This is a genomic window from Halobacillus sp. AWM4_238 (assembly GCF_056158265.1).
On the sequence record NZ_JBSWSY010000002.1, the window covers coordinates 1,997,761 to 2,015,219 of the forward strand.

At 42.6% G+C, this 17,459-nt stretch carries 17 protein-coding genes and 1 riboswitch; of the genes, 6 read left to right on the forward strand and 11 right to left on the reverse strand.

The genetic code is table 11. The features are described from left to right. Positions 1 to 385: 385 nt before the first annotated feature. Positions 386 to 1,351, reverse strand: coding sequence for a 2-hydroxyacid dehydrogenase (locus ACXACN_RS10285; RefSeq protein ID WP_474964239.1), 966 nt, complete (start codon positions 1,349 to 1,351; stop codon positions 386 to 388). A gap of 186 nt (positions 1,352 to 1,537) precedes the next feature. Between ACXACN_RS10285 and ACXACN_RS10290 the strand changes: the two genes are divergently transcribed. Both ACXACN_RS10290 and ACXACN_RS10295 read left to right on the forward strand, forming a co-directional pair. Beyond that, entirely contained in the window at positions 1,538 to 2,044 is a 507-nt protein-coding gene (locus ACXACN_RS10290) for a phosphatidylglycerophosphatase A family protein (protein WP_474964241.1), read from the forward strand. Positions 2,045 to 2,325: 281 nt separating this feature from the next. Next, positions 2,326 to 3,885 carry a hypothetical protein gene (locus ACXACN_RS10295; RefSeq protein ID WP_474964242.1) on the forward strand — a complete coding sequence of 520 codons (1,560 nt, stop codon included), beginning with the start codon at positions 2,326 to 2,328 and terminating at the stop codon, positions 3,883 to 3,885. Between the two features lie 33 nt (positions 3,886 to 3,918). Here ACXACN_RS10295 and ACXACN_RS10300 read toward each other — a convergent pair whose 3' ends face one another. Both ACXACN_RS10300 and ACXACN_RS10305 read right to left on the reverse strand, forming a co-directional pair. Further along, the gene (locus ACXACN_RS10300; RefSeq protein WP_474964244.1) at positions 3,919 to 4,713 is read right to left on the reverse strand and encodes a TIGR01457 family HAD-type hydrolase; all 795 of its coding nucleotides are present in this window, start codon (positions 4,711 to 4,713) and stop codon (positions 3,919 to 3,921) included. A gap of 14 nt (positions 4,714 to 4,727) precedes the next feature. Beyond that, entirely contained in the window at positions 4,728 to 5,165 is a 438-nt protein-coding gene (locus ACXACN_RS10305; protein ID WP_474964245.1) for a DUF86 domain-containing protein, read from the reverse strand. A gap of 166 nt (positions 5,166 to 5,331) precedes the next feature. Here ACXACN_RS10305 and ACXACN_RS10310 point away from each other — a divergent pair, with 166 nt between their 5' ends. Both ACXACN_RS10310 and ACXACN_RS10315 read left to right on the forward strand, forming a co-directional pair. Beyond that, the gene (locus tag ACXACN_RS10310; RefSeq protein ID WP_160911694.1) at positions 5,332 to 5,598 is read left to right on the forward strand and encodes a DUF3055 domain-containing protein; all 267 of its coding nucleotides are present in this window, start codon (positions 5,332 to 5,334) and stop codon (positions 5,596 to 5,598) included. Between the two features lie 56 nt (positions 5,599 to 5,654). Then, positions 5,655 to 5,942, forward strand: a complete 288-nt coding sequence (locus ACXACN_RS10315) for a cytosolic protein (protein WP_474964246.1) — start codon at positions 5,655 to 5,657, stop codon at positions 5,940 to 5,942. Between the two features lie 45 nt (positions 5,943 to 5,987). Here the strand turns inward: ACXACN_RS10315 and ACXACN_RS10320 are convergent, their stop codons facing one another. Beyond that, a complete protein-coding gene (locus ACXACN_RS10320) occupies positions 5,988 to 6,263 on the reverse strand; it encodes a YutD family protein (RefSeq protein ID WP_474964247.1) in 276 nt (91 codons plus the stop codon). 135 nt (positions 6,264 to 6,398) lie between these two features. Between ACXACN_RS10320 and ACXACN_RS10325 the strand changes: the two genes are divergently transcribed. Together ACXACN_RS10325 and ACXACN_RS10330 are read left to right on the forward strand one after the other, a co-directional pair. Further along, positions 6,399 to 7,028, forward strand: coding sequence for a YhcN/YlaJ family sporulation lipoprotein (locus ACXACN_RS10325; RefSeq protein ID WP_474964249.1), 630 nt, complete (start codon positions 6,399 to 6,401; stop codon positions 7,026 to 7,028). A 114-nt stretch (positions 7,029 to 7,142) separates the two neighbouring features. Then, complete coding sequence (locus ACXACN_RS10330; RefSeq protein ID WP_474966850.1) at positions 7,143 to 8,045, forward strand: M23 family metallopeptidase; 903 nt, start codon at positions 7,143 to 7,145, stop codon at positions 8,043 to 8,045. Between the two features lie 35 nt (positions 8,046 to 8,080). Here ACXACN_RS10330 and ACXACN_RS10335 read toward each other — a convergent pair whose 3' ends face one another. The 7 genes from ACXACN_RS10335 to sufB form a co-directional block, all read right to left on the reverse strand. Continuing rightward, entirely contained in the window at positions 8,081 to 8,179 is a 99-nt protein-coding gene (locus ACXACN_RS10335) for a MetS family NSS transporter small subunit (RefSeq protein WP_115822646.1), read from the reverse strand. Position 8,180: 1 nt separating this feature from the next. Then, a complete protein-coding gene (locus ACXACN_RS10340) occupies positions 8,181 to 9,707 on the reverse strand; it encodes a sodium-dependent transporter (RefSeq protein ID WP_474964251.1) in 1,527 nt (508 codons plus the stop codon). 404 nt (positions 9,708 to 10,111) lie between these two features. Beyond that, positions 10,112 to 11,671, reverse strand: a complete 1,560-nt coding sequence (locus ACXACN_RS10345) for a Na+/H+ antiporter NhaC family protein (RefSeq protein WP_474964252.1) — start codon at positions 11,669 to 11,671, stop codon at positions 10,112 to 10,114. Positions 11,672 to 11,806: 135 nt separating this feature from the next. Continuing rightward, a riboswitch (Lysine riboswitch) is annotated at positions 11,807 to 11,990 on the reverse strand. A gap of 54 nt (positions 11,991 to 12,044) precedes the next feature. After that, entirely contained in the window at positions 12,045 to 12,815 is a 771-nt protein-coding gene (yunB, locus tag ACXACN_RS10350; protein ID WP_146816690.1) for a sporulation protein YunB, read from the reverse strand. Positions 12,816 to 12,951: 136 nt separating this feature from the next. Continuing rightward, the gene (locus tag ACXACN_RS10355; RefSeq protein ID WP_474964253.1) at positions 12,952 to 14,337 is read right to left on the reverse strand and encodes a bifunctional metallophosphatase/5'-nucleotidase; all 1,386 of its coding nucleotides are present in this window, start codon (positions 14,335 to 14,337) and stop codon (positions 12,952 to 12,954) included. 11 nt (positions 14,338 to 14,348) lie between these two features. After that, the gene (locus tag ACXACN_RS10360) at positions 14,349 to 15,161 is read right to left on the reverse strand and encodes a sulfite exporter TauE/SafE family protein (RefSeq protein ID WP_474964255.1); all 813 of its coding nucleotides are present in this window, start codon (positions 15,159 to 15,161) and stop codon (positions 14,349 to 14,351) included. An 890-nt stretch (positions 15,162 to 16,051) separates the two neighbouring features. Beyond that, positions 16,052 to 17,449 carry a Fe-S cluster assembly protein SufB gene (sufB, locus tag ACXACN_RS10365; RefSeq protein ID WP_474964256.1) on the reverse strand — a complete coding sequence of 466 codons (1,398 nt, stop codon included), beginning with the start codon at positions 17,447 to 17,449 and terminating at the stop codon, positions 16,052 to 16,054. Positions 17,450 to 17,459: the final 10 nt, after the last annotated feature.

The following is a 17,459-nucleotide window of genomic DNA, read 5'->3' on the forward strand; positions in this document are numbered from 1 at the left end:
AGGAGAGGAGGGTGTTAATCATTATACCTAACACCAATATAGTAGAGGACACTCTTCCCTTCTACGCAGTCATGACGCGCAATGGATCGAGCTTTTAGGTCCTGAATACCCGACGTCGGGAGGTTAATATTCTCTTCTTTATTCAATCTTACAAGCTGATTCTTCCAGGAGTGATTTCGAGAGTCTCCCATGGCAAAGGGGCGGAGGGGAATGGCGAGACTCCTGCGGGAAAAAAGTGCTTGGTGAGACCCCGCAAGGCGTTAGCCTGAGGAGGCTCACCGCGCTCCCGCGGAAAGCGAGCTATTCCCCGCAGCCCCTACCTACAGCACAAAAGTCTCGAAATCAAGTCTTACAGAAACCTGCCATATTCCTTAATAAACAGGCATCATTTAATAGGTGAGATTAATGGTTTGCCTTGAAAGTGGTTAACGAGATTATCCAGGCTGAGTCTCATCATCTTATATCTGGTTTCCTTCGTAGCTGATCCGATATGCGGCAGACAAACCACTTCAGGGCATGAAAGCAAGGGATGGTCTGAGGAAATCGGTTCTTGTTCAAATACATCAAGCCCCGCTCCAGCAATTTCTTTATTTATGATTGCCTCATATAACGCATCTTCATCTACCGTAGCCCCTCTGGAAGCATTGATGAAGAAAGCCTCTTGTTTCATCCTATTGAAAGCATCTTTATTAAACATGTTTTTGGTCTCATCGGTCAAAGGGGTTAAACACACAACATAATCAGCTTGTTCAAGCAACGTCTCGAAATTCGCATAGCTCGCACCGAGGCATTCTTCAGCCTTTGGTTTACGAGAACGATTATAATAAAGTACATTCATTCCGAAACCCCTGGCTCTCCTTGCAACCGCTTCTCCAATTCTCCCCATACCGACGATACCGATCGTTTTCCCGTGAATATCCGTACCCGCTAACATCAACGGAGACCAATGATTCCAATTGTTGTCTTTTATGTATTGGCTTGCCTCAATCATTCTCCTGGCTGTGGCCATCATTAAACCAAATGTGAGATCAGCTGTTGTTTCTGTTAGTACATCAGGGGTATTGGTCACAGCAATATTTAGATGATCAGCGGCATTGACATCGATATTATCATAGCCGACGGCCATATTCGCTACGATGGAAAGATGATTGGATTGTCGAAGAAGTTGTTCATCTACCTTTTCAGTCAACATGGTCAGTAAACCATGAGAAGATTTTGTTTTCTCAATCAGCACTTGACGTTCTACAGGTTTTTCTTCACTTGGCCACATCTCAATATCCAAGTGTTCTTTATATGGTGTTACGACTTCATCTGGAAGACGACGAGTAATAAAAACTGTTGGTTTTGTCAATGAGTGAACCCCCCTCCATTTCTTATTAGTTATCATACCAAATGACCATTGAGATTTTCCAACCTTGTAGACTTTTGCACCTTAACGGAGAAGTTTTGATATAATGAACATAACCCCGCTCGTTTGTGCAATAATAAACGCGGGTATGGTACAGAGCAAGTCATGATGAGCAGGGAGGTTTTCACTATGGCAGAAGAAAGAAAAGTATCCACTCTTGAAAAAACAGCAAGGGATTGGCTGGTGGAAAGAGGGGTCACCATTGATGACATTGCTGACCTCGTCTATTACTTACAGTCTAAATACCATGATGAACTATCTATGGACGACTGCCGCTTCAATGTGAATAAGGTACTGACAAAGCGCGAAGTACAAAATGCAGTCATTACTGGGATTCAAATGGATCGGTTAGCAGAACAAAAAATGCTTGAAGAACCATTGCAGTCGACCATTGAAGTAGACGAAAGCCTATATGGAATCGATGAAATTATTGCCTTTTCCATCGTGAATGTGTACGGATCCATCGGTTTTACCAATTATGGCTATATCGATAAACAAAAACCAGGTATTTTACAAAAGTTGAATGATAAATCATCAGGGGAATGTCATACTTTCTTGGATGACATAGTCGGTGCCATTGCTGCCGCCGCATCCAGCAGACTTGCCCACACCATTGCTGGAGATCCTGAAGTTTAAAAAATGAATCACGTAAGCTAAAAGTAGTTCAATGAAGAGTGCGCTTTTTCCGTACCTTCCTTTTGAGCTACTTTTTTTCCTCCAAACTTCTTAAAGAAAAGCTCCCCACTCCCTTCCTATACAACAACGCCCACCCGTGAATCTCGTTTAAACGAGAACTAAAATATTTGATACATAATTTTTCAGACTTCTTTTCATGCCGTATTTTTATTTTTCTGAAACCTTTATAATCTAAGTTACGTATAACAGGAAGATACAAAAAAAGGAAGGAGATGCAACGAATGAAAAGTTGGAGAGGAAAATTGGTTTGGCTGCTTCCTACGATTATCGTTCTAGTAGCTGTAGCCTTGTTGTTTTCTCAAAATTACCAAAAAGTCACAGAACCGCCGGATGAGAAATGGAGCCGCGCACTTAATATTGGCACAACACCAGTTTTGCGTGCGCCCAATACAGACACTTACGAAGGGAACCCGGCTATTTCTTTTCTTACATCGGATGGGATTCAACAAAACATTTATAATGAGCAGTATGAATTAAAGGAGCAAAATTCTTACGACATTCCTGTTGATAAATTCACACAATTCTACATAGGTGAAGACAACGTAATCTATGCTGATTATTACAGCTTGTATAATCAAGCGACTGGGGATAAAATTACAGATCTTCAAGCTTTTTACCCTCTAAAGAGCAGAGTCTTTTACAGGAATGAAGATAACATTTACAGCTTTGATGTGAATGAACTTGTTAGTGAAAAACTTCTATCTCTCGATAATCCGAAAGCCTCTGTCCATATGGAAGAAACAAAGAGCGGTACATACTTGTTGACAGAGGAAGTGTCTTCATCCGGGAATTTATTGACTTATTACCAGGTGGAACAAAACAGTATAAATCCACTTGGAGAAGCATCCTTCTCAGTCAAAGAATCCGAAGAAGTCACGGATATTCAATTTACAACGAAAGATACCAGTTACCAATTGCTTGTGACAACGGTCCAAAAACAAAGTCAGTCTGGCAAAATGAAAAACTTTTATTATTACGCCGAGGCTCTATTTGGAGAAAATCCCAGTCTGACCAAAGTGAACTTTCAAGATCCAAACTCAACAAATGAATTGAGAGAAATCACGGATCTCAGTATTCAAAATACGGAACAGGGACCAGCCCTCCTGTTTAAGGCCAGCGGTTGGACAGAAACGCTTTTCCGACCTGGAACACAATTTAACATTTACCAAGCCACCCTCAGTGAAAGTGGCACGACAACAGTTACACGATTAAGTAATACACCATCCTTATCTAATTTTCCAGTTCTCATAAATGAACAAACGGTCTTATGGGTGGACAATGGAGGAGAAGATCATCAGTTATTGATGGCTTCAAGTACACCTGAAGTGATTGATCGCGCAGATCAGGTGACAAAACAAGGTTTGCTTCTTGCATCAGGAAAAACCATCGGGATGCTCTCTTCTGGTTTATTTGCTCTGATTATATCTACATTCTGGTTCTTATGGCCATTGATATTTATGATTTTTATTATGTTCTCTAAGGGTGACGCCCTTGACCAAGACCATTCATGGGTTCTCTATACAGGGATGCTCATATATCTTGGTGCAGCCATATTGGTCCGGGACCCCATGTTTTCAGAAGCCCTTCTCGCTAGAGCTCCCGAGTACTTAAGCTTTCCCGGCAGCCCGATTCTGTTTCTCGTTGGGTTTGCCGTCATTGCCTACGGGATCTTAAAGGCAGGCGCACGTTCGAGAGATTGGTCTAACCCTATCCAGTTAACCTATTTCATTGGCATGCACATCCTCTTCATCACCGTCTTTTTTGGACCTTATCTCATGTAGAAAAAACCGACCAGCGATGTGCTGGTCGGCTTTCTATTTCTCCGTATTTGCATTCAACATCTTTAACCACTGGAACAAGTCCTTGCTTTTGTACGTCGGTTGATGCTCCTTCTCTTTAATCTCTTCAAATGTACTTAACCCTGTTTCCACCATTAAAGTATCCAATCCAGCTGTCATTCCGGCTTTAATATCTGTGTTGTAATTGTCCCCCACCATTAAGACATCCTCTTTGTTAAAACCTAAACGCTTTAAGGCCCGGGACATAATTAACGGTTCAGGTTTACCTACAAACACAGGGTCCACACCGGTACTTACTGCAACCACGGATGTTAAAGCTCCGTTTCCTGGCACAAGGCCACGCTCCGTGGGAATTGCAATATCTCCATTCGTACTTATGAAGGCAGCTCCTTTCCTCACTTCTAAGCAAGCTAAGGCCAGCTTTTCATAATTAATTTCCCGGTCAATACCAATGACCACAAAGTCCGCTTCCTCTTTCACCAATTCTAGTCCCTCTTGACGCAATGCGTCGAATAATCCTTCTTCCCCAATAGCAAAAACACGGGCTTTTTCTTTTTGGCTGCTTATATATTCTGCTGTTGCAAGACTACTCGTATAAACTTGCTCAGGCTTAGCCCGGACTCCAATCTGATTAAGCTTCTCAGAAATTTGACGAACGGTTTTTGAAGAGTTATTGGTCAAATACAAAAATGGAAGGTCTTTCGCTATTAAGTGTTCAACGAATTCACACGCCCCTTCAATTCGTTGAGCACCTTTGTACATGGTGCCATCGAGATCGATGAGATAGCCTTTATAATCCTTATCACTCATACCTATACCACTCCTCAGTTTTTAGAAAAAGCGGACACGGGGCCAAGCTCATCATCCAAGTACTTACGCACACGATTCGGGAAAGCTTGTAACGAATGTTTTTGCTCCTGCCATACGTTTACGATATGCTCATGATCCACTTCCGTATATTGTTGTATAATCATTTTTCTAAGTTGAACAAATTGCTTGTAGGCTTCCTGTTCATCTTCTGGTAACACTTTCTCATCTGTAAGGATGTCAATGATGTCTTCATAACTCCCTGGATCTCTCATGATAAAACCATCGATCATCATATTACCGACATCAATAATGGCTTCTATATTTAAGTGTGTCATCCGCTCTAAAAGAAGCTGGTCTGCAAAACGCTCATAAGAGTGTTCAGCCAGTTCCTCTTGTATTTTCTCCATGTATGATAAAATCTCTTCAATTTTTTCTCGATTCACAAAATACATGTTGATAACCTCCCACAAATAATGACCTTTTTAACCCATGATACCATAAAACGCTTCACCTCACGCTTCGTGATTATAAGTCATTTATTTCTTATAAGTTGGGCATACTAATGCTAAAGTTTTTCGCAGCGGATTAAAAAAACAATGAATAGGAGATGATTACATCATGGCACAACGTCCGCTTCTTGAAGACGTCACTCAAAATACAAGTACCCGATTTGTTTCCTTCACAGCAGGCAGTCATCGCTTTGAACTTGCCCTTATGAAGGCTGATTATTTCCAAAACCAAACGATGGTCATCAATTTGCCTAAAAATCGGCAAGCATTGCTTGATCATGAGAATATTAACGAAATTGGCCATTTAGAGCATATGTTTCAACTAAGCGCCATGGAAGCTGAAGAACTAAGGAATTACCTTCCAGACTTGCTCTAAGTATAAGCATAAAAAAACCTCCAACTGCAAAAAATAATGCGGAAGGAGGTTTTTTTATGGGTAAAGAAAAACGTAAGTATTCGGATTTTGCTAATGTCGAAGCCCAGCGTAATTACTTGACTCCAGAACAACTTCCTGAAGGGCCTTATGGGGCACCACGAAACAAGTATGAACCTGTAACGAATGATAAAAGCGCGCCATGGACAGAAGACCAGCGTTATTACAGCGCTTTTAACTATGAAAACAAAGGCCTTCACCAGGACCTTCCCAGACAGGAAGATGGTGCTCACCCTACGCATGATGAAAAAGGGGAAAATGTAAAGCCCTCTGAGGAAATTCATTAAGAAGAAATTAAAAAAAACGGCGTGCGATGGTTTGCGCGCCGTTTCTTATTGACGAATTCTTTTCAGTACAAAGTAGGAACAACCAAAGTTACAGTATTCATACAAATAATCTTCCAGCGTACTGATTTTTGTATCAAACGTTGCTTTGGAATTTTGATCATCATAAAACCCTTTCAAACGTAATTGACCATAACCCCAATCTCCAACGATAAAATCATATTTATTCAGGATATCACTAAAACGACCCTCTACTTCTTCCTGTTGAAAGCCTTCTTGATAGTCCTCCAGGATATCATATGTTTTCCCAGCCAGCTCAATCATTTGTCTCACCTCTATCCTTTTTCAGTGTATCACATTTTTTCGCATGTTAGGAAATACAACAGAGACAAAAAGTATGTTTCCGATAAAACTGCTCAATCTAAACATAATAAACCATTATTTTAAGGAGGAACTATGTTGAAAAAACTATGGAGAATCTTTACCCTTCTATCTCTTATAACACTCATCGTTGCCGGATGTCAGGAAGCAAAAGAAGAACATGCAAAAAATATGATGGATGACGACACAATCAATGGCAATGCCATGGATGGATATAATGAAAAGCCAAAAGATGGGCAAGTGGGTTATGTACGATTCAACAAAGATCAATTAAATCAAGATGCTGAGGAGCACCGTGAAATCAAAGTCAATCGAGAGGAAATGGCAGATATGATTTCCCGCATGATTCTTCGATATGATCAATTCGACGATGTCGCAACAGTAGTAACGGATAATGAAGTGCTTGTCGCATACAGAAAAGCAGATGATATGGATCGAGAATCAGCTGCGGATATGGTTCAAAAAACGGCTTATTCTTTAGTTCCAAGCTTTTACCATGTCTACGTCTCAGACAACCCTGCATCTTTCGGAGACATTCAAAGCTTGAGCAACTCTACAGTGTATGATCAGGGGTATAATAGTACAATCGACAGCATCATTAAAAAAATGGAAAAATCGCCTCAAGGAAAAGTAGATGAAACCAATCCTAACCAACCTAAGGTTGGACCCAATATGAATACAGAAGAGGAAACCGGGATGGAGAACTAGCCTCACCCCTATTTTTCCATTCATAACAAAAGCTTGCCTGTCCCATGCTATAGATATCAAAACATTGAAGGTGAGTTTATGAAATACATCGGTTCAATGATCTTATGTCTCAGCATGTGCATGATTTTCTCCGGAGGCACTATACAAGCCGATGAAGAGACCGATTCGCGCATGGCTTTATACAAGAAAACCTCAGCTATCACTGATATTCCCTGGGAATATCTCGCCGCCATCGATCAGTATGAGAGGCAGGTTCATGATGATCCTGAAGAAGGCCGGGTCACGGCTATTGAAGCAGATCCGATGTTCTGGACTGGGTCTGCTGGAGAAATGCCATCAACACTCTTCCCTGACGGCTGGGGGTCAGATGGAAATGGTGATCAGAAGGTCCAGTTGGATAATGATGAAGACGTGCTGTACTCCATAGGTACCTATTTAAAATCCTACGGGACCACAAGAGAAGACATTAAAATTGCCCTTTGGAATTATTACAAGAGAGACCTTACTGTTCAAACCATTATGAACACAGCAAGAGTATTTAAGAAATTTCAGACCGTTAATTTGACCAACCGCGACTTCCCTCTCCCGCTTCAGGCGAATTACAGCTATAGAAGCACATGGGGAGATGCTCGAGGGTTCGGAGGAAGACGTATTCACGAAGGCACGGACATTTTTGCCAATTATGGTGTACCCGTTAAGTCCACCACCTATGGTGTTGTGGAAATGAAAGGGTGGAACAAGTTCGGTGGATGGCGAATTGGGATTCGGGATATTTATAATATCTACCACTATTACGCTCATTTGAATAGCTTTTCAGATGAAATCAAAGTAGGCGACATCGTACAACCGGGCGATGTTATCGGGTCCGTAGGGGCTTCTGGATATGGTCCTCCTGGAACGTCTGGGAAATTCCCACCGCACCTTCACTATGGCATGTACCAGGACAACGGTAAAAATGAATGGTCGTTTGACCCTTACCCGTTTCTGAGAAAATGGGAAAGAATGACGAAAAATTAAAAGCGCCGCACTTTAGAGTGCGACGCTTTTTCTTGTTATTTAGACTTTTTAACGGCGTTGGTAATACTGGCAGCTAGGCCGCCCCATATGACCAGCATCCCTATAATCATCATTGTTACTGCACCAGCAGTCATATTAGCTTACCTCCTTCTTGACCTCTTCAACGGCTTTTGAATCCCATCGTTTCAGTGTCAGCAAGAAGCCCAAGACTATGGCGAATGCTGCCACGAACCAGCCTCCGAATAAGATGAAACCATCTGCATACCCTTCGTAATTCCCTGTTTCTGTGTCGAATTCTTTAAGAAGGTTCTTCTTGAATAATCCGAACATCATTAATCCAAGTACGATTGGTGTGATGAGACCAAGACAGATCTTCCACCATCCACCAAGACGGAGATCAGATATGCCGTTAGCATGAGATTGGAAATCATTGAGGTTACGTAGGAACCACGCAATAACCAATACTTCGACTAAACCGACAAAAGCCACTCCAAATTGGTTGATGAAATAATCAGCTGCATCCAGGAGATAAAGTCCTCCTTGTGTAGCGAAAAGAAGGGAAATGACGGCAGCAAGTCCACCACCTAGTCCTACAGCAACTTTCCTAGATAGTCCAAACTTTTCACTGATAGCAGCGACATAAGTCTCTGATATGGAAATAAGTGAAGACAGACCAGCCAACACAAGTGATGCAAAGAATAGGAATCCGAATAGTCCATTCAATGCAGGGAATTCATTGATAATTTGTGGGAATACAACAAACGCAAGTCCTACCCCGCCACTTACGACTTCACTCACAGGAACTCCGCTCTGAGAAGCCATGAATCCTAATGCACCGAATACTCCTATACCAGCTAGTAGTTCAAAACTTGAATTACCGAATCCAGCAATGAACGCATTGTTCGTTAAATCCGATTTTTTCGGTAGGTAACTGGAGTACGTAATCATAATCGCAAAGGCGATTGATAAACTGAAGAAAATTTGCCCATAAGCGGCTACCCAGACAGAACTATTTGTAATGGCACTAAAGTCTGGAGCAAAGAAAGTTTGAAGTCCTTCTGCCGCCCCCGGAAGAGTGATCGCCCGGATAACAATAATCAGAAATAGGACAACCAATGTCGGGATAAAGATTTTGTTAGCTACTTCAATTCCTTTTTTGACTCCTTTGAAAAGGACACCTAATGTAATCAACCAAACAATCAGGAGTGGAATAAGAACACCAGGTACAAGGCTTCCTGTCTGACCAGGATCTACGGATAATTGCAAATAATCGCTAAACAAGAAGCCCTCTGTATCCTCACCCCATGAAAGGTTGAATGCGAAGAAGCTGTAAGAAATTGCCCAGGCAATAATGACTGCATAATAAGTCGAAATAACGAAGGCTACAAGTACAGCCCACCAGCCCAGCCATTCCGTTTTACGATTCATTCTGAAGAATGAAAGCGGCGCTGAGCCCCTAAATTTGTGTCCGATTGTAAATTCCATGACAAGCAACGGAATACCAGCTGTCAGTAGGGCAAATAAATAAGGAATAAAAAATGCCCCGCCACCATTTTCATAAGCTACTGCTGGGAAACGCCAGATGTTACCTAAACCGATGGCTGACCCAACAGCTGCCAGTATAAAACCGGCTCGTGTTCCCCATTGTGCACGATTCTCCATGCGAAAGACCTCCCTGAGTTAACACCTTCAAACAAGATGTTTGTAATTTTTTATTTTTCTGATTATTCTGCTTAAATTATAACCACCAATGTCAGGCTTGTCAAAATAATTTTTAAATTTTCAGATATTGGAAGGTGAGATGAAAGTCATGAGTAAAATTATTCACCATTATATGGAAATATACGATTAAGAGGGGACTCTTTTAAGATAAATGAACTAGGGGCCGTCTCTTTCATTGGTGTATTTTGATCGCCTAAAAATCCTCCACGAAAGTGAAGTGTTGCCCTTCCCTGAAGTCTGATAGCCCTTGTAGGTCCTCGTACAAACACGGATATTTGCGCTTTCTCATCCCATAAATAAGATAAAAAAAGAGTATGGAACCATACAGGTTCCATACTCTTCTATTACTTCTCAGTGGGTTGGCTGTGATTGAACTTATGAATAATAAGAGCTGTTACTGCGACAATAATCAATGTCAGCAGTAGTGGCATCCAGACACCGCCAGTGAGACCTAAAATCACATAGCCGATCGAGGCAGCCACCGCCGCAATAATAGCATAGGGTAGCTGTGTGAGAACGTGATCGATATGGTTTGATCCCGCCCCTGTCGAGGAAAGAATCGTCGTATCCGATATTGGTGAACAGTGGTCACCAAACACAGACCCCGCGAGCACGGCTGAGAGTGCTGGTAAGATCATTGTAGGATCGGAAACGGCCGCGATTTCTCCTGCAATCGGAAGCATAATTCCGAATGTTCCCCAAGAGGTACCTGTTGATAATGCCATAAATCCTGACAACAAGAAGATAATCAAAGGCAGGTACGCAAGGTCAATCTCTGCTTGAGTGAACTGCTGGGCTAAATATTCCCCGGTTTGAAGCTGACCGATGATGTCACCAATCATCCAGGCAAACACCAGGATGTAAATCGCTGGTAACATAGCTTTCATGCCTTGTCCAAAGACTAGAGGAATGCCCGACTTCGGCTTCGGTTGGCTAATGTACAGAACAAGCGCAACCACAACAGAAACGACTCCACCTGTAAACAATGAGATATTTACATTAGTGTTGGCAAAAATGGAAAGAAGATTAACGCTGCCTTCCGTATTTTGCATTCCTGTAAAGACCATGGTTACAACCGTACCGATAACGAGAGCAACGATTGGCCATATCAAATGAGAGATCTTGCCATGGTTATGCTCTTTGAATTCATCATTCAAATCACCAGGAACATCCCCTCTTTCCGGGTTGTTTAATTCTCCTTTTTCAATGGCTCGCTTTTCATGAACTTTCATTGGACCAAAATCCAACCTTAAGTAAATGGTCAAGAACACAAGTAACAATGCTGCAAATACATACAGATTTGCCGGAATCATTAACACGAAAGCTTCGAAAGCCTGGTACTGTGTAATTTCATTGGCAGCTAGGATACTTCCAATTGTCCCAATAATATAAGCTCCCCAACTGGAAATCGGTGAAATGACAGTGATCGGAGCCGATGTAGAATCGATATAATACGCCAATTTTGCTCGGGATACTTTATACCGATCGGTTACAGGACGAGCCACTTGTCCTACGGCCAGCGCATTGAAGTAATCATCAATAAAAATGATGATTCCTAGGAGAGCCGGAACAAGCGTTGCACCTTTCCTTGTGCGAATGCGCTCGACTGCCCAACGTCCAAAGGCACGACTTCCTCCTGAAGCTGTCATGAAGGCGGTCGTAATTCCTAGTAAGAATAAAAATGATAACAAATAAATGTTGCCCATATTCAGTGCGCCTTCACTGACGAAAATGCTGGCGAAAATTGACCAGATTAACGCTAGTCCTCCGCCGATATCCATTTGTGTGAGCAGGAATGCTCCTACGATGATCCCGATTCCTAAAGATAGGATCACTTTCCTTGTCAGCAGAACAAGGATTAACATTAATACTGCTGGAATTAAAGAATAGATGGTTCCTTCCATGTTGTTTCCCCTCCGTAAATCTTGATGTAACGGGATTGGAAGGCTACTGCGGATAAAAATGAGGAATAAAAAAAGACAATGATAGAAAATAACCTACCATTGCCTTTGTAAGTGGCAATTTGATTATCCTCCATTTCGATCAGTAGCGCCCCATGCACCCAAAAGCATGCATGACAGTGTATCTCTTGTTCAGATATACACCAGCGTCCTATAGCATGACGAACTACAAAACACTTCGGCAAACAACCCCTTCCACCAATGATCGTCGCTTGTCTCGCTCCCATTGATTACTGATGGTGTTTGCACCTCTACCTCACCGATCTGATAAGGTCACGCATATTCAATTCTCAGCCATTTTAACAATACTAAGCATTTATTGCAAGGGGTCCATAGGATAAGAAAATGATGGATCGCCTTCTCCTCCCATACCTCCGTAGAAATTTGGGACTTTTCCAAGGATGGTAGCTTGATCAATCGGGATATTGTTGGTTACGACCGTCGTTTCTGTAGAAAACGGGATGACGATTCGTACATTCACTTCAAAATGAATCGTCAGTTCAAATAATGCCGCGTTAATCCCATACTCTGTCATCTTAATATCGACTTCAGATTGAACGTCTCCAATCACTCTTAATTGAACAGGAACTTTTGGACCAAGGTTGGCTAATAAGCTATTGTTTGTCGCTACACCAATAGGGAGTTCAATAAGTGTGGCTGGCTGTTCACCTAACTCTTCCTGCGTTCGATCAGGATCTATATTCGGCTCTAATGAAGTATCCTCCATAGGAAGCTCGCCAAGCTCCATCCTTTTTAAAAAGTTTTGAACGCGAATAGTCGTATCACGTAACGCGCGGTTCACCACTACAGAGTTCCATCCCATATAAACAATGTTTCCTTGATTATCCTTCTCCATATTCACGAGGTCATTAAATTGTAAATCTTCAGCGATTGTCTTGCTGACCGCTTCATTAATGGCATCCCTAGCCAGCTGCTGAGCTTTTGTTTCAGCAATTTCAACAAGCGCAGGAGTCACGCCTCGGTTAATAAACCAGAGGCTTAACGCTGTGAAAAGGGCGAAAAACAGCAGACTAAGCACAATCCTTTTTCCGATCGTGGAGCCAGTAGTCGCACTCTTTTTTGGCATAGAACAACCCTCCTCATCTATCTATATGAAAGAAAAGGAGGGTTTAAGCATCAACTTACCGATGTCAGATGACAATTTGCGATCATAATATTCAATTCTTTGGACAAATAGCTACCTGCAAAGGTAGCTCCAAGTATTAGGACTTAAGTGCTTCAGATAAAAGATCTCGCAATAATTCCGGCATAAAATATTTCTTTGTTTTGGCATAGGCAATTTCAGGAAAGAAACGGCCAAATGTGAAGGTATCGGCTGTAGCAAACTGATACGTCCGATCGTAATCAAGCGGCTCTCCAGACAAGGTGACACGCTTAACACGTTCTTCTCCATCATCATCCATTTCCAATTCTATGTCGATGCCTGCAAAAATCATCTTGCCGATCACTTCACCCCTGAAACCAAAACCTTTCAGCCTTATTTCTGTAAGTTCTTTCGTATGAGCAGCTCGGATCACTTCCATCAGCTCATCACCTTTCAATTCCACAAGACATGGATTCATCGGGTGGGGACAGATGCGATGAATATCCTCATACGTGATTTCTCCAGCGGATAAGTGATCAAGAAGCACACCTGCGTTTAACATCGCTATATCTGCCGACGTCCATAAACGTAATTGTTCAGTCAAACGGCTCATAAGCGGGGTGTTTTGAAACCAGGCAATATGCAGAGGTTCTTGAAGATAGGCCACAGGGGTTCCAAGTTCATGAACAGCTTTAGACCGTATATCCTGGACTTTTTTCGTTACTGCAACATCTTTTTTCATATGTTCGGTCGGGACGGCATAGGCCTCTTTCTTTTCCAAGTGACGAGTATCAATGTTCCATTCAACAGCCACCTCACCAAGGTGCGTCCCGTGTTTTCCTGCTGCCGTCAACAAGGCCCCATCAATATATTCACCATTTTTAAAGAGATGGTGGGTGTGTCCCCCGATGATAATATCAATATCTGAATATCGTCTGGCAATTTCTTCGTCTTCATTAATACCAAGGTGAGAAAGTAGGATAATAATATCGGTGGACTTTCTCAACTCTTCCATCACCTCATCCAAAATATCGAAAGGAGAGAGCACCTCCCAACCCAGTTGCTGGTAGAATGCCTGGAAGGGTGCAGTCAACCCTATGACGCCAATTTTCGTTCCCTGTTTGGACTCAAGAATGTGGTAAGGCTTTAACCAGGCAGGTGAAGAAGAACTCTTACAATCCAAATTTGCACAAACGACACGAAACGTCGCATGATCGTATAGGGTATGAAGATCCTCACTCGCTAAAGTAATCCCTTCATTATTACCGATGGTAGCCACATCATATCCAGCTTCATTCAATAGTTCAACATTGCCCTTTCCCATCAAGCCCTCAGCGATTGGATGGAAACGATCAACATGATCTCCGTTGTCAAAAAGCCAATACTCTTCTCCTTTTTTTTCATGTTTCTTTTTCTGTTCATTAAAATACCCGACGATTTGTGGCCAATTTTCAAAGTGACTGTGCAGATCGCTTGTATAATAAAAGTATAATTTTTCCTTCATCATCAGTCTCCTCACGCTAAACCTTGCCATATTAAACGTACGCCAATCAATACGAGCAGCACTCTCAGGAACCTTTCCACTACTTGTCCATCAAGCCGTCGATTGACCCATGCCCCAAGCGTTCCTCCTACATAGGCCCCTGGTATAAACCAGAGCGTATGACTCCAATCCACATGCCCTAAAAGAACGTGTGTTGCAGAGCTTGTTATGCTTGCAAAAAATATCATAAACATAGAAGTCGCAGTCGCAATGTGAGGGGGTATGTTCAATAATAAAATCATAGCTGGAACCATTAAAGATCCTCCACCTATGCCCAGTAAACCAGATAACATCCCTACGCAAAACGATAGAAGAAATCCAACCCAAAAAGGCATCCGGTACGTATAAACTTTTCCGTTCACGGTTTTCTCTCTAGACTTACCTGTTTTAAATAAGGAGTGACCTGAGGGTCTTCTCGGAATGAAAAACAGTAAAGAAACCGCAATCATAACAATTCCAAAGAAAAGAGAAAAACCATCTGTCTCGAAAAATTGATTCAGCCAGGAGCCTAAGATGCCTCCTGGGATACTGCCACACAAAAGAACGAGTCCGATTCCTGTATCCACTCGATGGTGCTTCATGTATGAGATGGCTGAAGACATCCCCGTAAATATCATCACAACTAAAGAAATCCCCACGATCGCCTGAGGGTTCACCCAATCGAAGGAAGCAGAATGATCACCTAAAAATAGGAGAACTGGAACTAAGATGACGCCTCCTCCAAGCCCAGCCACACTGCCAACCAGGGCTGTGATTAAACCGATCGCAAACATAATCAAAAACATATCGAATCTTCCTTAACTCTTAATAGATAATATTATAGTATCATGTTTTGTATTCATAAAACATCTTGCCTTCACTGGAGGATCAAACAGCCCCTTATAACAAATAGGGTCTGTTAATTCCCACTATTAAAAATAAAAAAACTCCTTTTTCTAGAAGGATCAGTTTCGAGATGTTTGATGAGCAGGTTGGGGCTGCAGGGCATAGCTCGCTTTCCGCGGGAGCGCGGTGAGCCTCCTCGGAGTGCGTCCTGTGGGGTCTCACCCTGCACTTTTTTCCCGCAGGAGTCTCCCCATTCCCCTCCGCCCCTTTACAATATAGGTATCTCGAAACCACTTCCAGAATTAGGTGCTATCTATACGTATGGGGAACTATATTACAAATTCCATCGAATGGCTAGTGCTCATAACCGCTTGTAATAGAGCCCTTTCTTGCTATAGATAGTGATGGTGGAAGATACACCTTCCTGGTATAGGGGTTCGTTTCTCACATAATCGAATGGGGTGGTTGGGAAGCTGCGAGACTCCCTCGGGAATGGATTGGCTGGCGAGCCCCCGCAGAGCTTTAGCTGGCTTGCCTCAATCACCAAAAAAAAGTGTTCAAATGCGGAATCGCCCTGGTTGACACGACTGGCATAAGCAGAACAGCAACGGAATGTGCCCTCCATTCCTTTGCTGTTCTGCTTATGACGCGAGTGTCTGGGCGATGGAGCTAGACGAGTGGCTTCCCAACCACCCCTAACGCTCAATTCAGCAACGAACCCCGAAAATATCTCGAAACCGAGCCTTCCACAATCCTGCCATATTCTTTAATACCTACGCATTAGCATCGATTTAAGAGTCCACGATGAAAAAGCCGTGCAGATGAGATCTGCACGGCTTTTTTTCTATTATTAACCGATGGAACCTTCCATTTCAAATTTGATTAGGCGGTTCATTTCTACGGCATACTCCATTGGGAGCTCTTTTGTGAATGGTTCAATGAAGCCCATGACGATCATTTCTGTAGCTTCTTCTTCAGAAATACCACGGCTCATCAAGTAGAACAACTGCTCTTCAGACACTTTAGAAACTTTCGCCTCGTGCTCAAGAGAGATGTTCTCGTTCATGATTTCGTTGTAAGGAATCGTATCGGATGTGGACTCATTATCCATGATGAGCGTGTCACACTCAACGTTGGAACGAGCACCTTCGGCTTTACGACCGAATTGAACAATTCCGCGATACGTTACTTTACCACCATGTTTAGAGATGGATTTAGAAACAATCGTAGAAGAAGTGTTCGGTGCCAGGTGGTGCATTTTCGCCCCAGCATCCTGGTGCTGACCTTTACCAGCTAGCGCGATGGAAAGCGTCATGCCTCGAGCTCCTTCACCTTTAAGAAGGACAGCAGGATACTTCATCGTCAATTTGGAACCAAGGTTTCCGTCGACCCATTCCATTGTAGCGTTTGACTCTGCAACTGCACGTTTCGTTACAAGGTTGTACACGTTATTCGCCCAGTTTTGAATCGTTGTATAACGGCAATAAGCGTTATCTTTAACGAAGATTTCAACAACGGCACTGTGTAGAGAACTTGAAGAATACGTTGGTGCTGTACAGCCTTCCACATAGTGAACAGAAGAGCCTTCGTCAGCAATGATCAACGTACGCTCGAATTGACCCATGTTCTCAGAGTTGATACGGAAGTACGCTTGAAGAGGCGTTTCTACTTTCGTATCTTTCGGTACATAAATGAAAGAACCTCCGGACCAAACCGCTGAGTTCAATGCGGCAAATTTGTTATCGGACGGCGGAATAACCTTACCGAAGTACTCTTTGAATAGATCTTCGTTCTCTTTAAGCGCGGAGTCCGTGTCCTTGAAAATAACACCTAATTCTTCAAGGTCTTTCTCCATGTTGTGATAAACGACCTCAGATTCATACTGTGCGGAAACACCAGCAAGGTATTTCTGCTCAGCTTCAGGTATGCCCAGACGGTCGAATGTATTTTTAATTTCTTCTGGAACTTCATCCCAAGAGCGCTCTGAACGTTCAGATGGCTTCACATAATAAGTGATATCGTCAAAATTAAGTTCAGATAGATCGCCGCCCCACTGAGGCATCGGCATTTTATAGAATTGATCCAAAGACTTCAAACGGAAGTCCAGCATCCATTTCGGTTCTTCTTTATAGTTGGAGATCTGTTCAACGACTTCTTTCGTCAAACCTTTTTGCGTACGGAAAATCGAAACATCTTTTTCGTGGAAACCGTATTGATACTCTCCCACTTCTGGCGCTTTTTTGGCCATGTTGTATACC

Coding starts and splice junctions, on each gene's coding strand:
- ACXACN_RS10290 (WP_474964241.1), top strand. CDS start 1,538: ATGGCAGAAGAAAGAAAAGTATCCACTCTTGAAAAAACAGCAAGGGAT.
- ACXACN_RS10295 (WP_474964242.1), top strand. CDS start 2,326: ATGAAAAGTTGGAGAGGAAAATTGGTTTGGCTGCTTCCTACGATTATC.
- ACXACN_RS10300 (WP_474964244.1), bottom strand. CDS start 4,713: ATGAGTGATAAGGATTATAAAGGCTATCTCATCGATCTCGATGGCACC.
- ACXACN_RS10305 (WP_474964245.1), bottom strand. CDS start 5,165: ATGTATTTTGTGAATCGAGAAAAAATTGAAGAGATTTTATCATACATG.
- ACXACN_RS10310 (WP_160911694.1), top strand. CDS start 5,332: ATGGCACAACGTCCGCTTCTTGAAGACGTCACTCAAAATACAAGTACC.
- ACXACN_RS10315 (WP_474964246.1), top strand. CDS start 5,655: ATGGGTAAAGAAAAACGTAAGTATTCGGATTTTGCTAATGTCGAAGCC.
- ACXACN_RS10320 (WP_474964247.1), bottom strand. CDS start 6,263: ATGATTGAGCTGGCTGGGAAAACATATGATATCCTGGAGGACTATCAA.
- ACXACN_RS10330 (WP_474966850.1), top strand. CDS start 7,143: ATGTGCATGATTTTCTCCGGAGGCACTATACAAGCCGATGAAGAGACC.
- ACXACN_RS10335 (WP_115822646.1), bottom strand. CDS start 8,179: ATGACTGCTGGTGCAGTAACAATGATGATTATAGGGATGCTGGTCATA.
- ACXACN_RS10340 (WP_474964251.1), bottom strand. CDS start 9,707: ATGGAGAATCGTGCACAATGGGGAACACGAGCCGGTTTTATACTGGCA.
- ACXACN_RS10345 (WP_474964252.1), bottom strand. CDS start 11,671: ATGGAAGGAACCATCTATTCTTTAATTCCAGCAGTATTAATGTTAATC.
- yunB (WP_146816690.1), bottom strand. CDS start 12,815: ATGCCAAAAAAGAGTGCGACTACTGGCTCCACGATCGGAAAAAGGATT.
- ACXACN_RS10355 (WP_474964253.1), bottom strand. CDS start 14,337: ATGAAGGAAAAATTATACTTTTATTATACAAGCGATCTGCACAGTCAC.
- ACXACN_RS10360 (WP_474964255.1), bottom strand. CDS start 15,161: ATGTTTTTGATTATGTTTGCGATCGGTTTAATCACAGCCCTGGTTGGC.
- sufB (WP_474964256.1), bottom strand. CDS start 17,449: ATGGCCAAAAAAGCGCCAGAAGTGGGAGAGTATCAATACGGTTTCCAC.